Origin of the sequence: Pararhizobium sp. LjRoot235 (assembly GCF_964254145.1) — a bacterium.
Classification (GTDB): Bacteria; Pseudomonadota; Alphaproteobacteria; order Rhizobiales; family Rhizobiaceae; genus Pararhizobium.
Window position 1 is genome coordinate 3014508 of record NZ_CAXUSP020000001.1, and the last position, 22094, is coordinate 3036601.

Annotated in this window: 20 protein-coding genes and 1 pseudogene; 8 read left to right on the top strand and 13 right to left on the bottom strand. The window is 57.7% G+C overall.

Going from position 1 to position 22094, the window contains the following annotated elements; all coding sequences use genetic code 11:
- Positions 1-35: 35 nt before the first annotated feature.
- From ACSQ2Z_RS14710 to ACSQ2Z_RS14720, 3 genes are all read left to right on the top strand, one after another.
- Entirely contained in the window at positions 36-2642 is a 2607-nt protein-coding gene (locus tag ACSQ2Z_RS14710) for an MrcB family domain-containing protein (protein ID WP_436081865.1), read from the top strand.
- Positions 2639-3718 (top strand): 5-methylcytosine restriction system specificity protein McrC, encoded by a 1080-nt coding sequence (locus ACSQ2Z_RS14715; RefSeq protein ID WP_436081866.1) that lies wholly within the window; start codon positions 2639-2641, stop codon positions 3716-3718. Before ACSQ2Z_RS14710 ends, ACSQ2Z_RS14715 begins: the two co-directional genes overlap by 4 nt.
- Before the next feature lie 173 nt (positions 3719-3891).
- On the top strand, positions 3892-5928 hold the full coding sequence (locus ACSQ2Z_RS14720; RefSeq protein ID WP_436083082.1) for an AAA family ATPase: 2037 nt from the start codon (positions 3892-3894) through the stop codon (positions 5926-5928).
- Positions 5929-6236: 308 nt separating this feature from the next.
- Here the strand turns inward: ACSQ2Z_RS14720 and ACSQ2Z_RS14725 are convergent, their stop codons facing one another.
- From ACSQ2Z_RS14725 to ACSQ2Z_RS14765, 9 genes are all read right to left on the bottom strand, one after another.
- A complete protein-coding gene (locus ACSQ2Z_RS14725; protein WP_436081867.1) occupies positions 6237-6503 on the bottom strand; it encodes a hypothetical protein in 267 nt (88 codons plus the stop codon).
- A gap of 4 nt (positions 6504-6507) precedes the next feature.
- Positions 6508-6858, bottom strand: coding sequence for a hypothetical protein (locus ACSQ2Z_RS14730; protein ID WP_436081868.1), 351 nt, complete (start codon positions 6856-6858; stop codon positions 6508-6510).
- 132 nt (positions 6859-6990) lie between these two features.
- On the bottom strand, positions 6991-7236 hold the full coding sequence (locus tag ACSQ2Z_RS14735) for a DUF982 domain-containing protein (protein ID WP_436081869.1): 246 nt from the start codon (positions 7234-7236) through the stop codon (positions 6991-6993).
- A 139-nt stretch (positions 7237-7375) separates the two neighbouring features.
- Positions 7376-7909 (bottom strand): MerR family transcriptional regulator, encoded by a 534-nt coding sequence (locus tag ACSQ2Z_RS14740; protein WP_436081870.1) that lies wholly within the window; start codon positions 7907-7909, stop codon positions 7376-7378.
- A 124-nt stretch (positions 7910-8033) separates the two neighbouring features.
- Entirely contained in the window at positions 8034-8372 is a 339-nt protein-coding gene (locus ACSQ2Z_RS14745) for an integration host factor subunit alpha (protein WP_113003933.1), read from the bottom strand.
- Positions 8373-8466: 94 nt separating this feature from the next.
- Complete coding sequence (locus ACSQ2Z_RS14750) at positions 8467-9438, bottom strand: beta-ketoacyl-ACP synthase III (RefSeq protein WP_436081871.1); 972 nt, start codon at positions 9436-9438, stop codon at positions 8467-8469.
- Between the two features lie 5 nt (positions 9439-9443).
- On the bottom strand, positions 9444-10502 hold the full coding sequence (plsX, locus tag ACSQ2Z_RS14755) for a phosphate acyltransferase PlsX (RefSeq protein WP_436081872.1): 1059 nt from the start codon (positions 10500-10502) through the stop codon (positions 9444-9446).
- Between the two features lie 203 nt (positions 10503-10705).
- Positions 10706-11257 carry a YceD family protein gene (locus ACSQ2Z_RS14760; protein ID WP_436081873.1) on the bottom strand — a complete coding sequence of 184 codons (552 nt, stop codon included), beginning with the start codon at positions 11255-11257 and terminating at the stop codon, positions 10706-10708.
- 87 nt (positions 11258-11344) lie between these two features.
- Positions 11345-11884: a ubiquinol-cytochrome C chaperone family protein gene (locus tag ACSQ2Z_RS14765; protein ID WP_436081874.1), complete on the bottom strand. Its 540-nt coding sequence runs from the start codon at positions 11882-11884 to the stop codon at positions 11345-11347.
- A 131-nt stretch (positions 11885-12015) separates the two neighbouring features.
- On the opposite strand from ACSQ2Z_RS14765, the gene ACSQ2Z_RS14770 reads away from it, so the two are divergent.
- Positions 12016-12540 carry an outer membrane protein assembly factor BamE gene (locus ACSQ2Z_RS14770; protein ID WP_436081875.1) on the top strand — a complete coding sequence of 175 codons (525 nt, stop codon included), beginning with the start codon at positions 12016-12018 and terminating at the stop codon, positions 12538-12540.
- Positions 12541-12652: 112 nt separating this feature from the next.
- Here the strand turns inward: ACSQ2Z_RS14770 and ACSQ2Z_RS14775 are convergent, their stop codons facing one another.
- A complete protein-coding gene (locus ACSQ2Z_RS14775) occupies positions 12653-14788 on the bottom strand; it encodes a sodium-translocating pyrophosphatase (RefSeq protein ID WP_436081876.1) in 2136 nt (711 codons plus the stop codon).
- Positions 14789-15008: 220 nt separating this feature from the next.
- Positions 15009-15254 (bottom strand): annotated as a pseudogene (locus tag ACSQ2Z_RS14780) (MFS transporter); the annotation flags it as partial.
- 253 nt (positions 15255-15507) lie between these two features.
- Here ACSQ2Z_RS14780 and ACSQ2Z_RS14785 point away from each other — a divergent pair.
- Positions 15508-16697 (top strand): IS3 family transposase gene (locus ACSQ2Z_RS14785; RefSeq protein ID WP_436080263.1). Its coding sequence is split into 2 segments (ribosomal slippage): positions 15508-15760 and positions 15760-16697, totalling 1191 coding nucleotides; the frame shifts between segments, so codons are not numbered across the junction.
- 115 nt (positions 16698-16812) lie between these two features.
- Here ACSQ2Z_RS14785 and ACSQ2Z_RS14790 read toward each other — a convergent pair.
- Together ACSQ2Z_RS14790 and ACSQ2Z_RS14795 are read right to left on the bottom strand one after the other, a co-directional pair.
- Positions 16813-17265, bottom strand: a complete 453-nt coding sequence (locus ACSQ2Z_RS14790) for a hypothetical protein (protein WP_436081877.1) — start codon at positions 17263-17265, stop codon at positions 16813-16815.
- A gap of 274 nt (positions 17266-17539) precedes the next feature.
- On the bottom strand, positions 17540-17695 hold the full coding sequence (locus ACSQ2Z_RS14795; protein WP_436081878.1) for a hypothetical protein: 156 nt from the start codon (positions 17693-17695) through the stop codon (positions 17540-17542).
- Between the two features lie 874 nt (positions 17696-18569).
- Between ACSQ2Z_RS14795 and ACSQ2Z_RS14800 the strand changes: the two genes are divergently transcribed.
- Genes ACSQ2Z_RS14800 through ACSQ2Z_RS14810 form a run of 3 tightly spaced genes read left to right on the top strand, consistent with a single transcriptional unit; the run spans position 18570 to position 22051 of the window.
- Positions 18570-20264 carry a peptidase domain-containing ABC transporter gene (locus ACSQ2Z_RS14800; protein ID WP_436081879.1) on the top strand — a complete coding sequence of 565 codons (1695 nt, stop codon included), beginning with the start codon at positions 18570-18572 and terminating at the stop codon, positions 20262-20264.
- A complete protein-coding gene (locus ACSQ2Z_RS14805; protein ID WP_436081880.1) occupies positions 20261-21586 on the top strand; it encodes an HlyD family type I secretion periplasmic adaptor subunit in 1326 nt (441 codons plus the stop codon). The genes ACSQ2Z_RS14800 and ACSQ2Z_RS14805 overlap by 4 nt, the downstream gene beginning before the upstream one ends.
- Positions 21587-21589: 3 nt before the next feature.
- Positions 21590-22051: a toxin-activating lysine-acyltransferase gene (locus ACSQ2Z_RS14810; RefSeq protein WP_436083083.1), complete on the top strand. Its 462-nt coding sequence runs from the start codon at positions 21590-21592 to the stop codon at positions 22049-22051.
- The last annotated feature ends 43 nt before the right edge of the window (positions 22052-22094 follow it).

A 22094-nucleotide genomic window follows, 5' to 3' on the forward strand; every position in this document is an offset into this window, starting at 1 on the left:
ATAGAGACTAGCCGATCTGTATCATGGGGAGATAAATGGCGCTTTCAGATTTGACCGATCCCGCAGCAGTCACCGCTGCGCTGGATGAGTTCGACCAGCTCGGTCGAGAGAGTTTTCTCCAAAAGTACGGCTTCCGCCCTGCAAGAGCTTACTTCATCCGTCGAAATGGAAAGCATTACGATTCAAAGGCCATTGTGGGTGCCGCGCGCGGCATCCAGCACTCCGAGCTCGGTAGCCTTCGCTCCGATGAATTTAGCGGTGGCGAGCAAACCGTTCGCGCACTTCTTGAAAGGCTGGGATTCGAGGTGGTTGTCGAAGAAGGGAACCAAGCGCCCGCAATCACCTCGCGGGATATCGAACTCATGAGGCAAAGCCGTGCCAAGGCTCGGTATACGGATTTTTCTGAAGAAGAGCGTTCAGCGTACCAAAGGGTTCATGCCGCCCTGGGTGAACTTGGGCATGTCGCCATTGCGGAGCTCGGCGGCCCAACAAAGTATGTTCTGAAGGTAACTTCTGGATTTCATCCTTCCTCGGGCATTCGGGGAGGCAAACCAAAGGACCTGTGGTTTGGTGTGTATCGGCGGGAAAACGAAGACCCCTTTCTCGGAAACCCTCAAATCTTCATGATCGTGTCCGAACGTGGCATTGAGTTTGGCTTTGGCGCGCTCACTCACCCCGACGACTTTTCGAACCAAGAAATTAAGAATCGGGTCCGGGCGATTGCACCGCAAGTGCTTCAGCTTCTTCCCCCGCCTGACTCAATCCAAGCGCAGGATCTGAGCGCGCGGCTTACAGAGACCGGACCTTGGTATTTTCGCCGAAAGCAGCGTCTCGAACCAAAGCAGTCAGAATATGTCCCTTTCGAACAATGGCTTAGGTTTGTTCGATCTCCCGATGGCGCCCGCAACGCTGGAGGAGGCATCACGCAGTATCTACAAATTGACGAGGTTGATGGCGCCAACCTCAACGAGCTAGTCCGTCAGACCGTTTACGTTTTTGGTTCTCTAATGGAGGCGGCAAGCGCCAACAAGGAGCACGAATTGATCGCAATATCCGAAAGTCCCAGCGACAGTGCAGACCCCGACTTACAGGTTGGAAATCGGGAGTTCGCCGATGCTCTCGGCACGTTCTTGGCGCAATTTACAAAAGCGCGCGCTGAGCCATTTCAAAAGACCGAGATTCTCTGGGCGGCGATGGGTCGGGTTAAAGAGCGACTTGAGCGTTTTCCAGCTGTGCAGAGCCGCAAGGATATCGTGGTTAGCATGAGTGTCGGACAGGGCAACTGGGCCAGCGTACCCTGGATTGCCCTGATGAACACCAAGGTAACGCGCTCAACGCAAGAAGGTGTCTACGTTGTCTTTCTGATCGCAAAAAACCTCGAGCGAATTTTCCTTACTCTCAATCAAGGCACAACAAAGCTAGTCAATGAGCTTGGACAAACCGGTGCGCAAGCCCGAATGGAGGCTGTTGCCAAAGCCGCACGTGTTCAAATCTCTGATTCTCTGGGAAGCCGCTATTCGCTCGACAATCTCATTGATTTAGGAGCAACCGGCTGGCTTGCCAGGAACTATGAGTTCGGCACCATCGCGCACACGGATCTGGAGGCAAGCAATCTTCCCTCCGATGAGGACATGAATGAAATGCTAGAGGCTGTGCTCTCTGCTTATGACCAAGTCATTGATGCGCCCGAACGTCCTGCGCCGCTTCACAATGTTTCCGATACTCGAGACGCAGAAGAGAATGGTACGAGCGGACCCGAGCCTTACGCGATTGAAGATGCCCTTGATGATATCTTCATGGATCGCGATGCGCTTGAACGGCTTCTGGCGATTTGGCGCAGCAAGAAGAACTTAATACTCCAGGGTGCACCTGGCGTAGGAAAGAGCTATGTCGCAAAGCGGCTTGCTCAATTGTTGTTGGGCGCCAAAGACGCAAGCCGAATCGCGACGATTCAGTTCCATCAATCTTACAGCTATGAGGATTTCGTTCAGGGCTATCGCCCTGACGGTGCGGGTGGCTTCGAGCTGCGAAATGGGATCTTTCACCGCTTCTGTGAAAAGGCGGATCGCTCACCGGCCCTGCCTCACGTCTTCATCATCGATGAAATCAATCGCGGAAATCTCTCGAAAATCCTCGGCGAGCTTATGTTGCTGGTGGAACACGATAAACGCGGCCCCGGGTGGGCAACGACCCTGACATACTCAAAGGAGGGTGACGCCCCCTTCTTCGTTCCGGATAATATCTACATCTTGGGGATGATGAACACCGCTGACCGGTCGCTCTCACTGGTGGACTATGCACTTAGACGCAGATTCTCATTCGCATCACTCGACCCCATGTTCAATAGCCCGAAGTTGGGCGCCTTGCTGGAAGCGCGCGGTGTACCTGGCGAAATCGTAGCAATGATCGTCGAGCGCATGAACGCACTAAATCACACGATCGGCGATGATCGGGCTAATCTTGGGCCCGGGTATCGGATCGGACACAGCTTCTTCGTTCCGCCGTCCAAATTTCAGTACGACGATGGCTGGTATCGTCGCGTAATTGAGACTGAAATCTACCCTCTTCTTGAAGAGTACTGGTTCGATGATCCGGATAAGGCGCTCGACTGGCAAGTGCGCTTGCTCACAGGCGCGCCGTGAAAATACCGATCCGGAACCTCTATTATCTCTTCCTCTACGCATGGGATCGTTTCCCGGGCGGAGCCCTGACGAGTGCTGGTATCGACGACAGCCCAGATCTCCCCAATTTATTGGCGCGCCTTTTATCGTCCGGTACCAAACGCTTGGTTCGCCGCGGGTTGGACCGGGACTACAGGGCTTTCACCGAAGAGGTGGTGAGCCCTCGTGGCCGTTTACGGCTAGACCGCATGGTGAAGGCGACTACGGAGCTTCGGGGAACGGTCGTCTGCGACATCGATGAACTTTCCCATGACGTCCTGCATAACCAGATCCTAAAGTCGACCCTATCCAGTCTCGGTCGCAGCCCCGAGGTTGAAAAAGCGACGAGGCATGAACTGCGGGCACTTGTCAGTCGATTTCAGGACGTGTCAGACATTCGCGTTTCGGGTGGGTTGTTCCGGCAGATCGCGGTCTCGCGGAACAATCGAGAGTACGCGTTCCTTATGCGTATCTGTGAATTCTTATTCTGGTCGCAGATGCCGGACCAAAATGGGGCCGAGGTGCGTTTCCAGAGGATCCTCGAAGACGAGACAAAGATGTCCTCGGTCTTCGAAAAATTCCTCCGTAGCTTCTACCAAATCCATCGGCCTGAATACCGGGTTCGAGCGGAGGCGCCAGACTGGCATGTTTCTGAGGCAACTGAGGCTGACTTGGCTCTGCTCCCACGCATGATCACCGATATCACACTGCGGGGCCGCGACAGGACTATCATCGTCGACGCAAAATTCTACCGAGCGGCCTTGGCGCAGAGTCCATTTGGTCAGCGGGTCAGGTCACAGCACCTATATCAGTTGGTCACATATCTCCAACACGAGCGCGCTCGACGCGATGGAGGGACGGTTGTCGGCATGCTTCTTTACCCGCAGGTCGAAAGGCAACTTCGCCTGCAGTACCGACTGCTCGGTATCCCAACAATCGTCGCAACCGTCGACTTGGGACAGGATTGGCAGAGTGTCGAGGCTGAGCTCCATCAACTCCTCGACATCTGCGGGGAATATGGACAACCCATAGTGGACGGCCGTGAACAGATGGTCTGAGTTGTTTGGCCAACAACTGCCACGGCCTAGGCCGAAGGCGGACGCGCAGCATGAGCCTGCAATAAAAACGCGGCGATTAAAGCGCGCTTTTCCAACGCGATTGCTACTTGGGGCCTTACAAAGGGTTGTAACCTTGATAGGCTGCCCGAGAAAGTATGGGGGGCAAATTGGACATGAAGCTGCTGAGTTTTCGAATCCAGAACTATCGGTCGATCAACGACAGCGGCCCGATTTCAGTCGACAAAATCACGAGCCTCGTCGGGCGCAACGAGAGCGGCAAGTCGAACTTGCTGTTGGGGCTCCGGACACTCAACCCGCCCGAGGGCGCGGTTGCACTCAAACCGATCAAGGACTTTCCCCGACATCGCCGCCTTTCCGAGTGCACAGATGCTACGCCGGTTGTGGAGACAGAGTGGGAGCTTAGCGACGACGACCAAGCGGAGATCATTAAGATTTTTCCACGCGCGAGGGACGTCACCAAGCTGAAGATTGGAAGGTCGTACAAAGAAAATAGCCGCTGGGTAGAGCTGGTCGACCTGAAGCCAATTGAATACGCGGCACCCCAGATAGCTACCAAAGTGCGGAAGATCGCGCCGGTCCTGGAGGGTTTGGTGGAAACGCTGGAGGAGGCTTCACGAGCCGAGCCGAAGACTTCAATCGACGCGTTTGCCGCTATCGCCGGGCAATCTGATGCGAAGTCATGGGCCACCACTGCAGGGCCTGCTTGCACTACATTACGGAAGGCAATGGCGAAGGTCGGAATCGAGATACCGGAAACCGATGACGGGGTGCTGTCAGAGCTCGAGGAACTGGCGGCGACGATCAATGGTGACGACGCCGCATGGGCGCTCACTCGAACTTGGGCGATCCAACACCTCCCCGTGTTCGTCTACGTATCCGAGTACCCGGAGCTCTCAGGCCACCAGGACATTGCGAGCTATGTTAGCCGGATGACCAATCCGGGCCAATTAACCGACGCTGAGCTCAACTTCGCGAAGATGTGTGCAGTTGCCGGACTTGACCCTATCGAGCTGCACACACTTCACGGTCAGCGTGATCACGAGACCCGCAACCAGCTCACAAACCGCGCGAGTGCAGTCGTTACCACGGAGCTCCGGCGGCTGTGGAAGGATCGTGAACTCAAGGTTCGCTTTAGCCCGGACGGCGATCACCTGGACACGTTCATTTCCGATCCGAACACCACCTACGACGTCGAGGTCAATCTCGACGAGCGCAGTCGTGGGTTGAAATGGTTTTTCTCGTTCTACATCACGTTTTCGGCGGATACTAAGGGTGGACATGCTGAGAACGCAATTCTCCTTCTCGACGAGCCGGGGCTTTATCTACACGCGCTTTCGCAGGGCGACCTGCTGCGACACCTTGAAAAGGACTTCGCCAACCAAATCATCTACACGACACATTCGCCCTTCATGGTTCCAGCGCATAACGTGAGCGCTGTGCGCACAGTGAACATTAGTCAAGAAGGCGGTACTACTGTTACCGACACCCCGACCGGCGACACTCGCACACTGTTCCCCTTGCAGGTGGCACTTGGCTACTCGCTTTCGCAGAGCCTCTTCGTCGGAACCGATAATCTCGTCGTCGAGGGCGTGACCGACTACTGGATCTTGTCCAGTGTCGCGGAATTTCTGAGCAACCTTGGAAAGCCTTCACTCCCGAGGGAGATCACAATTACGCCGGCTGGCGGCGCTCAGAAGGTGAGCTACATGGTCGCGCTGCTATCTTCCGAGAAGCTTCGCGTGGTCGTGCTCCTCGACGACGAGAAGCAGTCTAGGGCGACTCGCGACGAACTCGTCAAGGCGCGCCTCATCCGCGATGATGCTGTTCTCTTTGCCTCAACAGCTTTCCCCGATACGGCGCCCCCGAGCCAATCCGACATTGAGGACATCATAGATCCTGCGGTCTATGAGGCACTGATCCGTGAGAGCTACAGCAAGGAACTTGAGGGCAAGAAGCTCGCGCTCAATACCCACATGCCACGGATCGTGAAACGCTTTGAGGAAGCCTTTGCAGCTGTCGGCCTCGACTTTAATAAGACCCGTGTCGCGCGCCTCTTCCTCATGAAGATGGCTAGCGAGCCCGCTAGCGTTCTCCCTCAGAGTAGCATCGACCGGTTCGAGAAGCTCTTTGCGGCTATCGGCGCGGCCCATGCCAAAGCTACCAGCCGCGAGTTTAAGCCTTTCAGCTAATGCCTCGCAAGCGTCAGTACGGGCGGCCGTGGTTTTACGCCATACCGGGCGAATCGCTGCCGTACAGCGTGCCCGGTCACAACGGCTATTGGAATTGCCGGCCAGCGCAAAAACGCGACATGGAGTCCCGAAGGAAGTCCCGAACTTGGATAAAGAGTCCCTTGCAACCCCTTTTTAGTGATGAGAAATCGGCTTTAGGCGCATTCTCCTGGGGGTCAAGGGGTCGCAAGTTCGAATCTTGTCGCTCCGACCATTTAAACCCTTGAAGCCCTCGTCATATTTTCCCGCCCCGCGGCAGCGGCGGCCTGTCAATGCACCGACGCCTCTGGCTCCGGGTCCTCCAGAAACGACCGGATGCCATCGCGCTCGACGGTCGCGAGGAATTCCTCGAAGGCTTCCTTGTCGGTGGGGAACGGCTCTTCCCAGACGGTCAGCCCCTCATCCTGGTCGATCACCTCCATTGTCCAGCCGTCGTTGCTTCCCGCATCGCGGAAGATGTCGACCAGCACGGTGACGCCGTCATCGGTGAATTCGCCGGCGAAATCCGAATGCTCGAGCTTCTGCTTCTTTGCCATTTGACTATGCCTGTTTCGGGTTGGTGACGGTAGCGGTGAGCCGGCCCCGGGAGCGCTCGCGGGTGACCGTCCCCTCGAGGCGCTTGGCGGCTTCCTTGATTTCGAGCGGCGTAAACAGCGGGCGATACTGCGCCCGCACCATCACCGCCTCCATCGACAGTTCGGTCTTGCCGGCGTCCATCAGGCGCTCGAGGCCGGTCGTGCCCGGCTTGAATACCAGTTCCTTCGCCGCCTCGGCGCCGCCGTTCAGGATGACGAGGCGGCGAAACAGGACAGGCCGAAAGCCGAAGCGCGCGCAGTGATCGTAGAGGGCGAGCATCTCGGCATGGAACTTCGCCTGAAGGGACTTCGTCATGTCGTTCTTTTCTTCATTCGGGGTAGCGGAGATATGAGGTGCGAGGCGCGGCAACCAAGGGCTTGTCAGTCGTTTCCATAAAATGAGTTGTGAAAGACCGTGTGACACATCGAAAAGGATTGGAGAAAACCCTCACTCCTGAACATGGATCTCCGCCTCGGCGGCGGCCTCGACAAACGCCTTTCGCGCATCCTCCGCCGGCCTCTTGCCTTCGACGGCCGCGGCGCAAATGTCGAGCGCGCGGTTCAAGGCAGGTGCATCGTCGAGCGGCCAATCCTCGATCATCGCCCAGGACGCCTCGGTGATGTTGGAGATCGTCACATATTTGCCCGGTCCCTCAAGGGCCAGAGTCACGCTTTTCGTCCAGGGCTTTTCCATGCGTTGCACCTTGCTCTTCAAAATCGATGGAGGTTCGTAGTAACACGTCGCTGCCCACACGAGCGAAAAGCGCTGCAACAGGGAGCGCTGGCTCATTCGCTACGCGGCACTCGCTGCGAACCGGCGCACCTGCCCTGCCTCAACGCACCTGGTCGAGCAGGCGCTTGCATTCCAGGAGATCGTAGAGCGCTTCCTGCAGCAGGGCGCGATCCTCCTTGCCGACGGATGTCTTGCCGATCGAGATTTCCGGCGCCTCGTCATTGCCGCCGACGAAGGAGAAGAACCGGCGGCTCGCCGGCGCCTTGGCGCGGCCGACGATCTGGTCCTCGTCCGGATTGCCGAGCTTCGGCTGTGCCGGCTCCTCGATATTGGCCGCGGCGAGCGCCTCGACGGTCGCGAGATCGCCGCTGGCGATCGCCGCGACGAACTTGTTGCCGTTCATCTTCAAAAGCTTCTGCACGCCCTTGATCGTATAGCCGTGATCATAGAGCAGATGGCGAATGCCCTTCAGCAGATCGACGTCCTCCGGCCGGTAATAGCGCCGGCCGCCACCGCGTTTCATCGGCTTGATCTGCGGAAAGCGCGTCTCCCAGAATCGAAGCACGTGCTGCGGCAGGTCGAGATCGTCGGCCACTTCACTGATGGTGCGGAACGCGTCCGGGCTCTTCTCCATGTCTTCCCCCATCGAACACGGCTGCTGCGGCGCTGTAGGCCAGCAATACGCATGCTTACACGAATCATGCGTATTTCAACGGCTTATGGACGTGTTTTCAACCACTTTAATGATAAGTGAGCGATTACAAAGCCGGCGATTGCGGTTTCAGCTTGGCCTTGCGCGACAGATGCGCCTTGAGAACGCGCTGCTTCAGCACGTTGGAGGCTTTGAAAGTCATGACGCGGCGGGGCGAAATCGGCACTTCCTCGCCGGTTTTCGGATTGCGGCCGATGCGCTCGTTCTTGTCGCGCACCTGGAATGTTGCGAAGGAGGAGAGCTTGACGCTTTCGCCGCGCACGATGGCATTGCAGATCTCATCAATCACGGTCTCGACCAGTTCGGCCGATTCCGTTCGGGAAAGACCGACCTTGCGAAAAACCGATTCGGCCAGGTCTGCTCGTGTCACCGTTTTTCCGCTCATCGTCCCCCACCGATTTTCTTGAAATATCGATTAGCCCGGAAGAGTATTGCCCTTGTCCATTCCGGTCAAGCCTCTGCGTTATATTGTCTTTTCTTTACCAGCGCAGCAGCACGGAACCCCAGGTGAAGCCGCCGCCCATGGCCTCGAGCAGGACGAGATCGCCCTCCTTGATGCGGCCGTCGGATGCCGCGACGTTGAGTGCCAGCGGAATGGAGGCGGCGGACGTGTTGCCGTGGAGGTCGACTGTAACCACAACCTTGTCAAGCGGGATGCCAAGTTTCCTGGCCGAGCCGTCGATGATGCGGCGGTTGGCCTGGTGCGGCACCAGCCAGTCGAGGTCCTCGGCCGTCGTGCCGGTCGCCTCGAAAGCGGCTTCGATGACGTCGGTGATCATGCCGACCGCATGCTTGAAGACCTCGCGGCCCTCCATGCGCAGATGGCCGACCGTGCCGGTGGTGGACGGTCCACCGTCGACATAGAGCTTTTCCTTGTGCGCGCCATCCGAGCGCAGTTGCGCTGTCAGGACGCCGCGATCAGCGGTCGTACCGCCGCCTTCCGCACGTTCCAGAATGATGGCGCCGGCGCCGTCACCGAACAGCACGCAGGTGGTGCGGTCGTTCCAATCGAGAATACGCGAAAACGTTTCAGCGCCGATCACCAGCACGCGCTTGGCAAGACCACCGCGGATATAGGCATCGGCCGTCGCAACAGCATAGACGAAGCCGGAACAGACCGCCTGCAGGTCGAAGGCCGCGCCATGATGCATGCCGAGGCGGTTCTGGATGTTGACGGCGGTCGCCGGAAAGGTGTTGTCCGGCGTCGAGGTCGCGACGATGATGACGTCGAGGTCGGCGGGCGTCAGGCCGGCCTTGTCGAGAGCCGCGCGCGCCGCCGCCTCTCCCAGCGATGCGGTCGTTTCGCCCTCGCCGGCGATATGGCGCTGGCGGATGCCGGTGCGCTGCACGATCCATTCGTCGGACGTGTCGACCTTCTCTTCCATTTCGCTATTGGTCATCACCCGTTTGGGAAGCGACGCCCCAAAACCGCGAACCACAGAACGGATCATACTCTTCAAACCTCGTCAGCCAGACCGCGCGCAGCACCTTCGGAAGGGCGCGAGGCATGGTATTTTTGCAAATCGTTTTCGATCTTGGCTTTCAGGCCGTTACGGACCATGTCGTAGCCGACGTCGATGGCCGCTGCGAAACCTTCCGCGTCGGTTCCTCCATGGCTCTTGATCACGACACCATTAAGGCCGAGGAAGACGCCGCCATTGACCTTGCGCGGATCCATCTTCTCGCGCAGGCGGTCGAAGGCGCCCTTGGCAAGAATATATCCTATTTTGGCAAGCAGCGTGCGCGACATCGCGGCGCGCAGATATTCGGCGATCTGCCGCGCGGTGCCCTCGGATGCCTTCAGCGCGATGTTGCCGGAAAAGCCTTCCGTCACCACGACATCGACAGTACCGCGGCCGATGTCATCGCCCTCGACGAAGCCGAAATAGTCGATGCCGTCAGGCGCCGCTTCGCGGATCAGCCGCCCGGCTTCCTTGACCTCTTCCTGGCCCTTGATCTCCTCGACGCCGACATTGAGCAAACCGAGTGTCGGGCGCTCGACCTCGAACAAGGCGCGCGCCATGGCGCCGCCCATCAGGGCGAAGTCCATCAGTTGCTGCGCGTCCGCGCCGATCGTCGCGCCCACGTCGAGCACAATGCTCTCGCCTTTCAGCGTCGGCCAGATCGCTGCAATTGCCGGGCGCTGGATGCCGGCCATGGTGCGCAGGCAGAACACCGACATCGCCATCAGCGCGCCGGTATTGCCGGCCGAAACGATCACGTCCGCTTCACCCTTGTTGACGGCGTCGATCGCCTGCCACATGCTGGCCTTGCCGCGGCCGCGCCGGAGCGCCTGGCTCGGCTTCTCATCCATGCCGATCGCCAGTTCGGATGCGTGAAAGGTGCTGTTCGCCTTCAACTTAGGGTATTTTTCCAGGAGCGGCGCGCACTGATCCTCAAGGCCATACAGTACGAACCGGATATCGGGATGCCGTTCAAGCGCCCTTGCGGCACCCGGAATGACGACCTGCGGACCGAAGTCGCCGCCCATCACATCAAGAGAAATTCTTACCACGCGTGCCTTATCCTTTGTTCCTGCCACACTGCATGTTTCGTCCCGGCGCAATCAGTGTGAGCGATGGAGACACACGTGTTTCATGACGTTTGAGACGCAACGGCCCCTGCTTGCGGGGCAAACGGCCCAACGGGCTGGATTTCGGCCAAAATACCGTTTTTCGCTGATGTGACAACCGAATTGTGCCGCACCCTTTTCCAGACTCAGTCCTTTTTCCAATCCTTGAGCATGGCAAAGGGATTGGGACGGACATCATCCTTCTCTCTGCTTTCGATCCGTTCACCGAAGCTCGCGCCCTGCTTGCGCGGATAGGGGTCGATCGCAAGTGCCGCGTGTTCGGTGACGGTAACGCCTACATCGATGGTGTCGCCGGTGAACATGTCGGGAAGATCGGGGCCATCCGGATCGAGAATCATCTCGCCGCTGTCATTGGCGGCAATCCGCGCCAGCCGCGAGCCCTCCGGCACGAAGATCGCTTCCACCGGTTCGTCGATTTCCGATTCCACCGGCTCCAGCGTCACGACGCAGGCCTGGACGATCTTCGCTTTGACCCTGCCCTTGATCTTGACGCCATCCTTCTTCCAGCGGGCGATCTGCAGATCGGAAGAGAGCGACAGCACGTCCGACACATCCCACAGATCGCGCAGCGCCTTGCGCTCTGCCGCATTCGCCTCGATATGAACCGTCACGGCGTTGGCGGAGATATGGCCAACCTTGACCGGATAGGAAAACGCGGGTTTCTCGTGGTGGTTCATCGTCAAGTCCTTTCGGGCAGCGTCGCCGCCCAAGACAATGCTGCCCGTCTTTGTCGCGGCTCTGGCGTCGCGTGTCCCGGGACGGTTTCAGACCGCCGCTTCGGCCAGTTCGATCCGGCCGGTTTCTACGACATCCTCTGCCTCTTCCGCAAGCTGCGCTTCAACATGGAGCATATAGCCGGCAAGCCCGTGCATGGAGGGGGCCTGATCGTCCGCCTGCGGGTGAAAATTGCGCTTCAGCGCCTTCGCCAGTTCATCGCCATCCTTATGATCCAGCGCCGCGGCATAGCTTTCGAGCCGGCCGTAGAACATCGAGGCGAACTTCTTCATCTTCTTCGGCACGCTGACGTCGCCAACGCCGAGCTCCCGGATCGAATGATCGACATCCTCGAAGAAGGCGTCGATGATTTCCTGCGCGATCTCGTGCCCTGTCCGCCCGGAACTGCGCGTGCGCCGGAAATAGAGGATCAGCGTCGCCGACAGCATTTCGAAGCGCCCCATCACCGTATCTGGAACGCCAAGATCGGTATAGAGATAAGGCCGCCGGGCGGCCGCGGTCAAAAGGTCGTATTGGCGCGCGACGATGGCCGCATTGCTGTTTTTTTTGCCGAACAGTCCGAATATCATCATAAAGCCCAAGTTTGACCGCTTCAAAATGCGCCGGCCCGCGTATCCTGTTATTGCATGATCGCTGAAGCTGGTTTACCGAAGCAGGCACGAAATGCAATGGCGCATCTGCCAGCGTTACCTTGAGGGAGATGTCGTTGACGAAACGGTATTTCAAGTCAGACATGAAATTTCTGAGCAACGTCACTTTTACATTGGCAATTTGCGCAACGACCCTTTCGGGATGCAAGACGGCAGAAGTGCTGAACACCAGCCAGACCATCAATCAGGGTTATGTCGTCGATCAGGAAACGCTGGCCTTGGCGCCGGTCGGCTCCAGCCGCGAACAGGTGCTCCTGTCGCTTGGCACCCCCTCGACGACCGCGACCTTCGACAATGAAGTGTTCTACTACATCTCGCAGAAGCGTCAGCGGCCTGTTGCCTTCATGAAGCCTAAGCTGGTCGACCAGAGCGTCCTTGCGGTCTATTTCGACAAGGAAGGCGTCGTCTCGCAACTGGCACACTACACGCTGCAGGACGGCAAGGTCTTCGACGTGATTTCCCGCACGACGCCGACCGGCGGCAAGGAAATGACCTTCCTCGGCCAGCTGCTCTCCGGCAACGGCATCGGCAAAAGCATGGCGCGGTCGATTTTCGCGGACGGCTCGGACAAGTAGCGACCGTCAAACCGCTAGCAATGAACAAAGAAACCCGCGGAAATCGCTTTCCGCGGGTTTCTTTTTTGGCGATTGAGCGCCGCGTACCAACTGACGCGCGGCGCGGTAACGATCAGGCGAGAACCGCCAGAAGCAGAAGAGCGACGATGTTGGTGATCTTGATCGCCGGGTTGACGGCGGGGCCGGCCGTATCCTTGTAGGGATCGCCGACCGTATCACCGGTGACGGACGCCTTGTGGGCTTCCGAGCCCTTCATGTGACGCGTGCCGTCCTTGCCGACGAAACCGTCTTCGAAACTCTTCTTGGCATTGTCCCAGGCGCCGCCACCGGAGGTCATCGAAATGGCGACGAACAGGCCGTTGACGATGACACCGAGCAGGGACGCGCCAAGGGCAGAAAAGGCCGAGGCCTTCGAGCCCGATAGCGCCAGAACGCCGAAATAGACGACGATCGGGGCGAGAACCGGCAAGAGAGACGGCACGATCATTTCGCGGATCGCAGCCTTGGTCAGCATGTCGACGGCGCGGCCATAATCCGGCTTCTCCGTTCCTGCCATGATGCCTGGCTTTTCCTTGAACTGGCGGCGAACTTCTTCCACCACCGAACCGGCTGCCCGGCCGACGGCAGTCATGGCGATGCCGCCGAACAGGTAGGGAATGAGCCCGCCGAAGATCAGGCCGGAGACGACATAGGGGTTGGACAGATCAAACGAGATCGCCCCGATATCCGCAAAATAGGGATACTTGTCGCCGTTCGCGGCGAAATATTTGAGATCGTTCGAATAGGCGGCGAACAGGACAAGGGCGCCGAGACCGGCCGAGCCGATCGCATAACCCTTGGTGACCGCCTTGGTGGTGTTGCCGACCGCATCGAGCGCATCGGTCGACTTGCGCACCTCCGGCGGCAGATGCGACATCTCGGCGATGCCGCCGGCATTGTCGGTGACCGGACCGAAGGCATCGAGCGCCACGATCATGCCGGCGATACCGAGCATGGCGGTGACCGCGATACCAGTGCCGAACAGGCCTGCCAGCTGATAAGTCGAAATGATACCGCCAATGATAACGATGGCCGGAAGCGCAGTCGATTCCAGCGACACGGCAAGCCCCTGGATGACGTTGGTGCCATGGCCGCTGACGGAGGCCTGGGCGATGGAAATCACCGGCCGCTTGTTAGTGCCGGTATAATATTCGGTGATCACCACGATCAGCGCCGTGACGACGAGGCCGAGAATGCCGCAGACGAACAGGTTGGCACCGGTGATGTCCTTGCCGTCGATGGCGCCGATCGAGCCCCAGCCGATGGTGAGCGACGTCGCGGCGCCGAGGCCGACGATCGATAGGAGGCCCGTGACGATGAGCCCCTTGTAGAGCGCGCCCATGATCGAACCGTTGGAGCCGAGCTTGACGAAGAAGGCACCGATGATCGAAGTGATGATGCAGGCGCCGCAGATGGCCAGCGGATAGACCATGACGACCGCCAGGTTCGCAGCGCCGGCAAAGAAGATCGACGCCAGGACCATGGTGGCGACGATCGAGACGGCATAGGTCTCGAACAGGTCGGCCGCCATGCCGGCGCAATCGCCGACATTGTCGCCGACATTGTCGGCGATCGTCGCCGGGTTGCGCGGATCGTCTTCCGGAATGCCGGCCTCGACCTTGCCGACGAGATCGCCGCCGACATCGGCGCCCTTGGTAAAGATGCCGCCGCCGAGACGGGCGAAGATCGAGATCAGCGAAGCGCCGAAGCCGAGCGACACCAACGAGTCGATAACTTCACGCGAGCCTTCCGGCAAACCAAGGCCGGCCGTCAGCACGAGATAGTAGATCGACACGCCGAGCAGCGCCAGACCGGCAACCAGCATGCCGGTGATGGCACCGGACTTGAAGGCGATATCGAGACCTGCAGCGAGGCTGACCGACGAGGCCTGCGCCGTGCGCACATTGGCCCGGACCGAGACATGCATACCGATGAAACCGGCAGTACCGGACAGGACAGCACCGATCAGGAAGCCAATGGCGGCTGTCGCGGAGAGAAGAACCCATGCAGCGACGAAAACGACAGCGCCGACCATGGCAATGGTCATGTATTGACGTGTGAGATAGGCCTGCGCCCCCTCGCGTATGAAGCCTGCGATCTCTTGCATGCGGGCATTGCCCTGGTCGGCTGATAGCACCGACTGCGTTGCCCAGGCGGCATAAACCACCGAAAGCAACCCGCATGCGATAACGCCCAGTAATATGGTCATTTCGCTCTTTCCTCCGTTTAAGCCTGCAGGCTCACTCCGTTCCACAAGCCCCCAAAAAGCGCCGCAGACCGTGCCTCCTCTTCAAGCGACGGCAGCAGACGTGGCCGCAGAGTGCGTGGACGAATCGGGATCGTCAAGCCGCCAAAAACGGAAAAACCCACGTTTTTCGGTATGTTGGCGGCAGCTTACAGGTGCGGGAAAGCAGTTTCGGCGTCAAATCTCAGACGGGACGCCGCTTTTCGGCAATAAACAGCGAAATCAGCAATAGAAGGCAAAATGCCGTAACCGGCCAGACCGCGGCGCTCAGCATGTCCCAGCCATAGGCGGTCAGCACCTTGCCCGAGCCGAAGGAGGCGAGCGCGACCGCGGTGAACAGGATGATGTCGTGAAACCCCTGCACCTTGTCGGCCTCCTGCGGCCGGTAGCTCGAAGCGACGATCTCATCGATGCTTGCGCCGGCAAAACCCTGACGGCAGAAGACTTCGGCGGCGGCGTCCAGGATGGAGATGCGCTTGGCGCATTGGCCACGCTGACTGTGCACGGAGGTCTTGGGCACGGGCTCGTTGGAACTTTTCATGCCGTGAAGATAATGCCTGTTGACAGTTTAGACAATGATGTCCAATTGCCCGTTCGCTCCATGATTTCAACGATGCCCCCTGACCTGCCACTGAGAATTTCCTCCAGAATGGATTAGAGTCCGGCCAATTAAGGACGGACGAATGAAGAAGCAGAGATTTACGGAAGCGCAGATTATCGGGGTGCTGAAGGAGCAGGAGGCTGGCGCGAAGGCGGCCGACCTCTGCCGCAAGCACGGGATTTCAGAAGCAACGTTTTATAACTGGAAGGCCAAATACGGCGGCATGGAAGTCTCCGAGGCGAAGCGGCTGAAGGCGCTTGAGGATGAGAATACCAGGCTAAAGAAGCTGCTCGCCGAACAGATGCTGGATGCAGCCGCACTTCGCGAGCTTCTTGCAAAAAAATGGTAGGGCCTGCCGCCAAGCGTGACGCCGTCACGCATCTGAAGGCCGTCATGGGTCTTTCGGAGCGTCGGGCCTGCCAGATCATATCCGCCGACCGCAAGACGATCCGTTATCGGTCCAGTCGACCGCCGGAGATCGCGCTGCGAGCAAAGCTGCGCGACCTCGCCAACGAGCGGCGGCGTTTCGGTTACCGTCGGCTGTTCATCCTGCTTCGGCGGGATGGAGAGCTGTCCGGTGTCAATCGCATATACCGTCTTTATCGCGAGGAAGGGCTTTCCGTTCGCAAGCGAAAAGCCCGGCGGCGTGCTGTCGGCACGCGTGCACCGATCCTGGTCGAGGCGAAAGTCAATGCCCGCTGGTCGCTGGATTTCGTCCACGACCAGTTCGCCTGCGGCAGACGCTTCCGGGTGCTCAATGTCGTTGATGACGTGACGCGCGAATGCCTGGCAGCGATCCCGGACACGTCTATCTCCGGTCGACGTGTCGCCCGAGAACTGACGACGCTGATCGAACGACGCGGCAAGCCCGGAATGATCGTCTCCGACAACGGCACCGAACTAACGTCGAATGCCATTCTCGCTTGGTCGAGGGATCACAAGGTCGAGTGGCACTACATCGCGCCGGGCAAGCCAATGCAGAACGGCTATGTCGAGAGTTTCAACGGTCGGATGCGCGACGAGTTGCTCAACGAAAGCCTGTTCTTCGGTCTCGATCATGCCCGCAGCGCCATCGCTGAATGGGCTGAGGATTATAACCATTTCCGGCCGCACTCATCGCTCGGATACCAAACCCCGGCTGACTATGCCGGGTCCATCGCCGCAACCGGCTCCAACGCTGCGCAAGATGAAAGCTTCGCGTTTCCGCCGGTTGCTCCCACCGCGCCATTTGGCGTATTCAAAGCCGCCGAGGCTCTAATCGCAGTCGGATGAAAGTTCAGTGGCAGGTCACCCCGCCGTTGGCACTCAACAGAATGATCTCCCCCGCCCGACGTGCTTTTGCGGTTGTCGCGATACCAAACCGGACCCTGATGTTAGGCGGAAACCACTAGCGACCGGATTGGAGCCGGAGCGACTTTTGGTGTGTTAACCAGGCAAAAGAAATCGCCAACACATAGATAAGTATCAATAATGCGGCACCTTTTGGAAATTCAGGAATAGGAAATTCCTCTCCGACCAGTTGGATAGACAAACTGTTCAACAGGGCGTGAGATACTACTGTGCATGCCACGGTAAACACTAAATAAAAGGAGCCTCTATTTGATAATAAAGGAACGTATCCGATGGTTATTAGCACGTGCATTAACATTGGCGCAGAATATACAATATAGGTGTGAAAAATCGCCGCACCGCAATTGTTCGCGCAAAAGCTAAAATCATCCGAATATGAGTACGCTTTCAACAGGAGTTCGACTAAGCCGAACCATAATCCAAATGTCACAAAATCTTGGAACTTAAGTCCGTTCTTGACGAGCCATATCATCAAGGCAATGCCGAGCATTCTGCTGATTTCTTCAACGGTAGCAGACCCGAACAAATATGCGAGCCCGAACGGCTCAATATAGCCCATCGAGTGTTTATGGAATAGCATTCCTACAACCAGCGCCAGGAAAAGCGACGCAGAGGAAGAGAATAAAACTATAAGAGGTTTAATAGCTCGGGACATCAATATGAACAGAAAGGGGCGCGCTGTAGAGATTGCGGAAATTGTAATAGCGGCCCCTTTCGTCCTATTTAATCGCAAAACTTACGGCGGAGATTTGCAGTAGGCCCGACTAAAAATATTTACCCACCAAGTAAAAGACGACAAATGCCATAATGGCAGTAACCACGACCTTATTTAGCTTGCGCAGCACTAAAACCCTGCGAGCCGCGAAATCGAAGAAAGTCAGCAAGAAAAAGAGGATGGCTGCTCCGAATAGATATTTCATATAGTCTCCTAAAGTGACGCCTCCCATGCGGGAGACGTCTGATTCAGCAGTTAGTGGAGACCACTTAGATTCCCCTTGAAGCCTCCCTGGCGGCGGCAGTCCAATACAAAAGGCACCCCTATTCGAACATCCTAGACGTCGCTGTTGGATCAAGATTCCGCACTGCGCATCTGATCGATATGAATGGAAAGGGGTCGATGCTGTAGTCACTATAAAAACAACTACCCCGAAAATTTGCTAAAGAGCCAAGTTAGTATGAACGCAACAATGATAGAAAGCGCCGAGCTTATTAAATAGTCTCTCAAATTAAGCTGGTTTTTAAGCATATATGAATAGTATATATATGAGAATACTGCGGTAATAAATGACGCACTAAGGGCGACCTTAAGCATGTTATACTCCTGAGAATGGAGTGGAATGACCGTATGTTTATCCCACTCCTTTGAGCAGGGGAATCCAATCGTGTGGTGTACGTCACCATGACCTAAATCGAACTACCAGCAGGAAGAAATTGCTCCGGCAACGGCGCCGCCAACTGCACCCAGTGCAGCCCCCTTGACCCCACCTGCCGAGCCAGCAATTGCGCCGCCTACAGCACCTCCTCCTACCGCCTTTTCACACGCGGTCGGTGCCGGTGTCCCCTTGTTTCCTTTTCCACCTCTCTGCTTTGAGCCCGCCCGCGAGCGACCGTTGCCGCTGCCACCACTATTACCGCTACCCATAAGAAATCTCCCTATAATTTGGTTTCCATCACGTTTCCCTCATAAGTAAATACCTGAAAAACATAACAACCCTAGGCTTGCAAATATCATCCTGGAGTGTCAAGACAAAAAAATACAATTAAACACATGGCGCGGGTTCACTGATAAATCAAATGGCAGTTCACAGAGAAGATCCTGTCGAACTATCGTGGTTCACTCGGACCACCTTCAGATATACGCCGCTGATCGTCGAATTGATGGTAATCGCCATCGTCCTACGATGGCTCGGTCTGGTTCAGCCCTTTGTCTTTCAGACGATTATCGACCGCGTTCTGCCGTTTCAACGTGAGGCAACGCTCTCTCTGATCGTCGTGGTTCTGGTTCTGACGACGGTCTTTTCCGCCGGACTCGACGCTGTGACTGCGTATCTCGGCAGTCATATGGCCAACCGTCTGATCGCGGAATTGGCTCGCAGGATGTTCCGCCACGTTCTCGGTCTGCCGCTGCGCTTTCTCGAACGGTGGCGAGTCGGCGAAACCCTCGCACGCATAGGAGAGATCGACACAGTCAGAGATTTCGTTACCGGCACGACGATCGGCTTTGCGCTCGACGTGCTGTTCGCGGCGACTTACATCATAGCGCTTCTCTCCATCAGCCCATTTCTGACCGTGCTGGTGCTGATCATGCTGCCACTTCAGATCATGACCTTCGGTATGATCGGGCCATTCGTCCGGCGTCGCATGCAGGAATCATTTGCTGCCGGTTCCCGCCATCAATCACGCCTCGTCGAGGCATTCGGAAATGCCGTCACCGTCAAGGCGCTGGCATCCGAACAACGGCAGGCCGAGCGTTTCGAGGAGACGTTGGACGTGAGCCTCGTTGCCGGCTTTCGCGTCGCCAAACTCAACATCCTCAACGGTTTCCTTGGCGAAATCCTTGAGAATGGGTCGGTGATCCTGATCATATTTTTCGGCTCACGACTGGTGTTTCAAAACGAGATCACGCTTGGCGAGCTGATCGCGTTTCATCTTCTGGCTGACAAGGTGTCGGGCCCGATCATGTCGCTCTCCTCGATATGGGAGCAGTGGCAAGCGCTGAAGGTTGCGCGGCTGCGGCTTGGTGATTTTCTCAACACGCCGGCTGAAACGGATATCCTCAAGCCTCGACTGCGGATCGAGGGGCCGCTGACGCTGTGCCTGAACCGCTTGTCGTTCAGCTACACGACGGATCAGGCGGTCATCCGCGACGTGAGCGCCGACATCGAGCCAAATCGACCGACACTCATTGTCGGCGATTCCGGCTCGGGCAAGTCCACCTTGGCGAAGCTGATCGCCGGTCTCTACGAACCGGCCGGCGGGACCGTTGAGGCCAACGGTCAGAGCCTTTCCGACCACGATCCGGGAAGCGTCAGGCGAACAATCGCTTATCTACCGCAGGAGCCTGTGTTGTTTGCCGGGTCCGTCCTCGACAATCTCCTGCTGGCCAAGCCGGACGCAACCGAAGAGGAGATCCAAAGCGTCCTGATGGAAAGCGGGAGCGACCGGGTTGTGGTGCAGCTTCCAAATGGAATCGATACCGACGTCGGAGAGCGCGGCGGTCATCTGTCCGGCGGTCAGCGCCAACGCATCGCTTTGGCGCGAGCCCTTCTCACGAACCCGCAGGCGCTCATCCTCGATGAGCCGACCAGTGCCCTCGATGTGCAATCGGCGGCGATCATTGTCGAGATGATGAAGCGTTTCGCGCGCGACAGGACATTGGTGGTGGTTACGCACAATCCCCGCCTGCTCGGCTCGAATATCAACGTGATCGACCTCAGCCACACAGCGTCGGAGCAGCAGTGGACGCCTGCAGAAACGATGCCGGCATGACGAACGACACGGTCGAAAAGCCGGCATCGCCGACCATCCGCATGACGGCCTGGTTTCTCGTTAGCCTGTTCGTCATGATCGTCGCTGGCAGCTATGTCGCAAAGACCGAAATCGTCGCGCGCGGCCAGGGTAAGGCCCTACCCACCGGCCGGGTCCAGATCGTTCAGCCTCAGGTCGACGGCAAGATCATGGCGATCCTGGTTGAAGAGGGCCAGTCTGTGAAACGCGGCGACGTCCTGGTGACGATGGATGTTACCGCAGCCGAGAGTGACATCGCACGCATCGAGGCAGGGATTGAACGGCAGGTACAGGAGGAGGCTGTCGCCTCGTCGATCCTGGAGCCTCTGGTCCGCAAAGATCCGACAGATGAGGGCTTTATCGAGGCGGGAAAGGTAGCTCTGCGGCGCCAGAAGGTTGGCATCCAGGTAGAGGTGGACGGCACGGAGGAACTTGTCATCGCCGTTCTCGCCGCGCTTCGTGATCAGGTGGCTCAAACCGACGCGCAACTAAAACGAATCGAGGGCGCGAAAAGCGCCCAATTGGCGCGGATCGAAAAAGCTCGTTCGGATCAGGAAATCGTCGCGCAGAGATTTGCCTCCGCGGAAACACTGAGGAAGCGGGGAGCGACCAGTGAGGTTGACTATCTTGATCGGCTTCGTGAGTTCAAGGCGGTCGAAAACGATGCCAAAATTGCCGAACGTCAGCTCGGTGAGCTTGATGCCGAGGCTGAGGCCGTGGCCAAGCAGAGGACGGGCGCGATATCGGCTGTTCTCGCGACCTATCGCAAGCAATTGAACGAGGCGAGAATCGCCCTTCGGGGTTCGCGGGCCGAGCTGAATACCGCTCAAACCTATCGCGCGAATCTATCCCTCGAGGCGCCCGCAAACGGCCGGGTCGAGCACCTCTCGGTGTTTACGCTCGGCGGGTTCATCGAGGCCGGATCGCCCCTGATGTCTATCGTTCCTTCCGATGGTGGCGTTGAGATCGAGGCCTTCTTCGACAACCGGGATGTCGGCTTTTTGGAGGCGGGCCAACAGGCATTCGTGAAATTCGACGCTTTCCCGGCGGAGCGCTTCGGCATAGTTCGGGGGCGTGTCTCCAGCGTCGGCGCTGATGCGCGCGAAGATGCGATCACGCGCAAATGGGTCTATGCCGTTCGCCTGAACCTCGAGCGGCCCAATATCCGGGTCTCGGGGCGCATTCTCGATTTCACGCCGGGCATGACGGTAACTGTCGACGTAATCACAGGCGAGCGTCGGCTGATCAGCTATTTCTTCGAGCCTATTCTGAAGGCCATCCAAGACAGTTTCGGGGAGCGATGAGTGATGCACAACGATAATGCAGGCGGGAGAGATCGGTCTATCGGTTTTTTTGAAGCGCTTGGAATGATGACTGCCGTGGCTATGGCGTCCGACTATAGAAACTGGTCCGTCTCCGAGATAGAAGCCTATCTCGTTCCAGCTCTGCAGGCGGGACAAAGCAAGGTTTACTTTGATGAAGATAGCCTGCCCATGGCCTTCGTCACATGGGCTTTAGTAAATGACGAATACCACAATGCACTCTATCTTCACGGACAGAACCCTCCCCCCGATCGCTGGACATCCGGCAGCAATCTTTGGTTTATCGACATCGTTGCCCCTTTCGGAAATACGCTGCAGATAATCCGAGACTTGCAGCGCAACCACTTCCCACATCTTCACGCCCACTCGATCAAGCGAAATGCCGACGGCGGCATCAAGCGGATCAAGGTTTGGCGGAACGTCCTCGCCAACAAGGCTAAGCAATGATTGCCCCACAACCCGCATGCGACAACGCCCAGTATTGGGTATG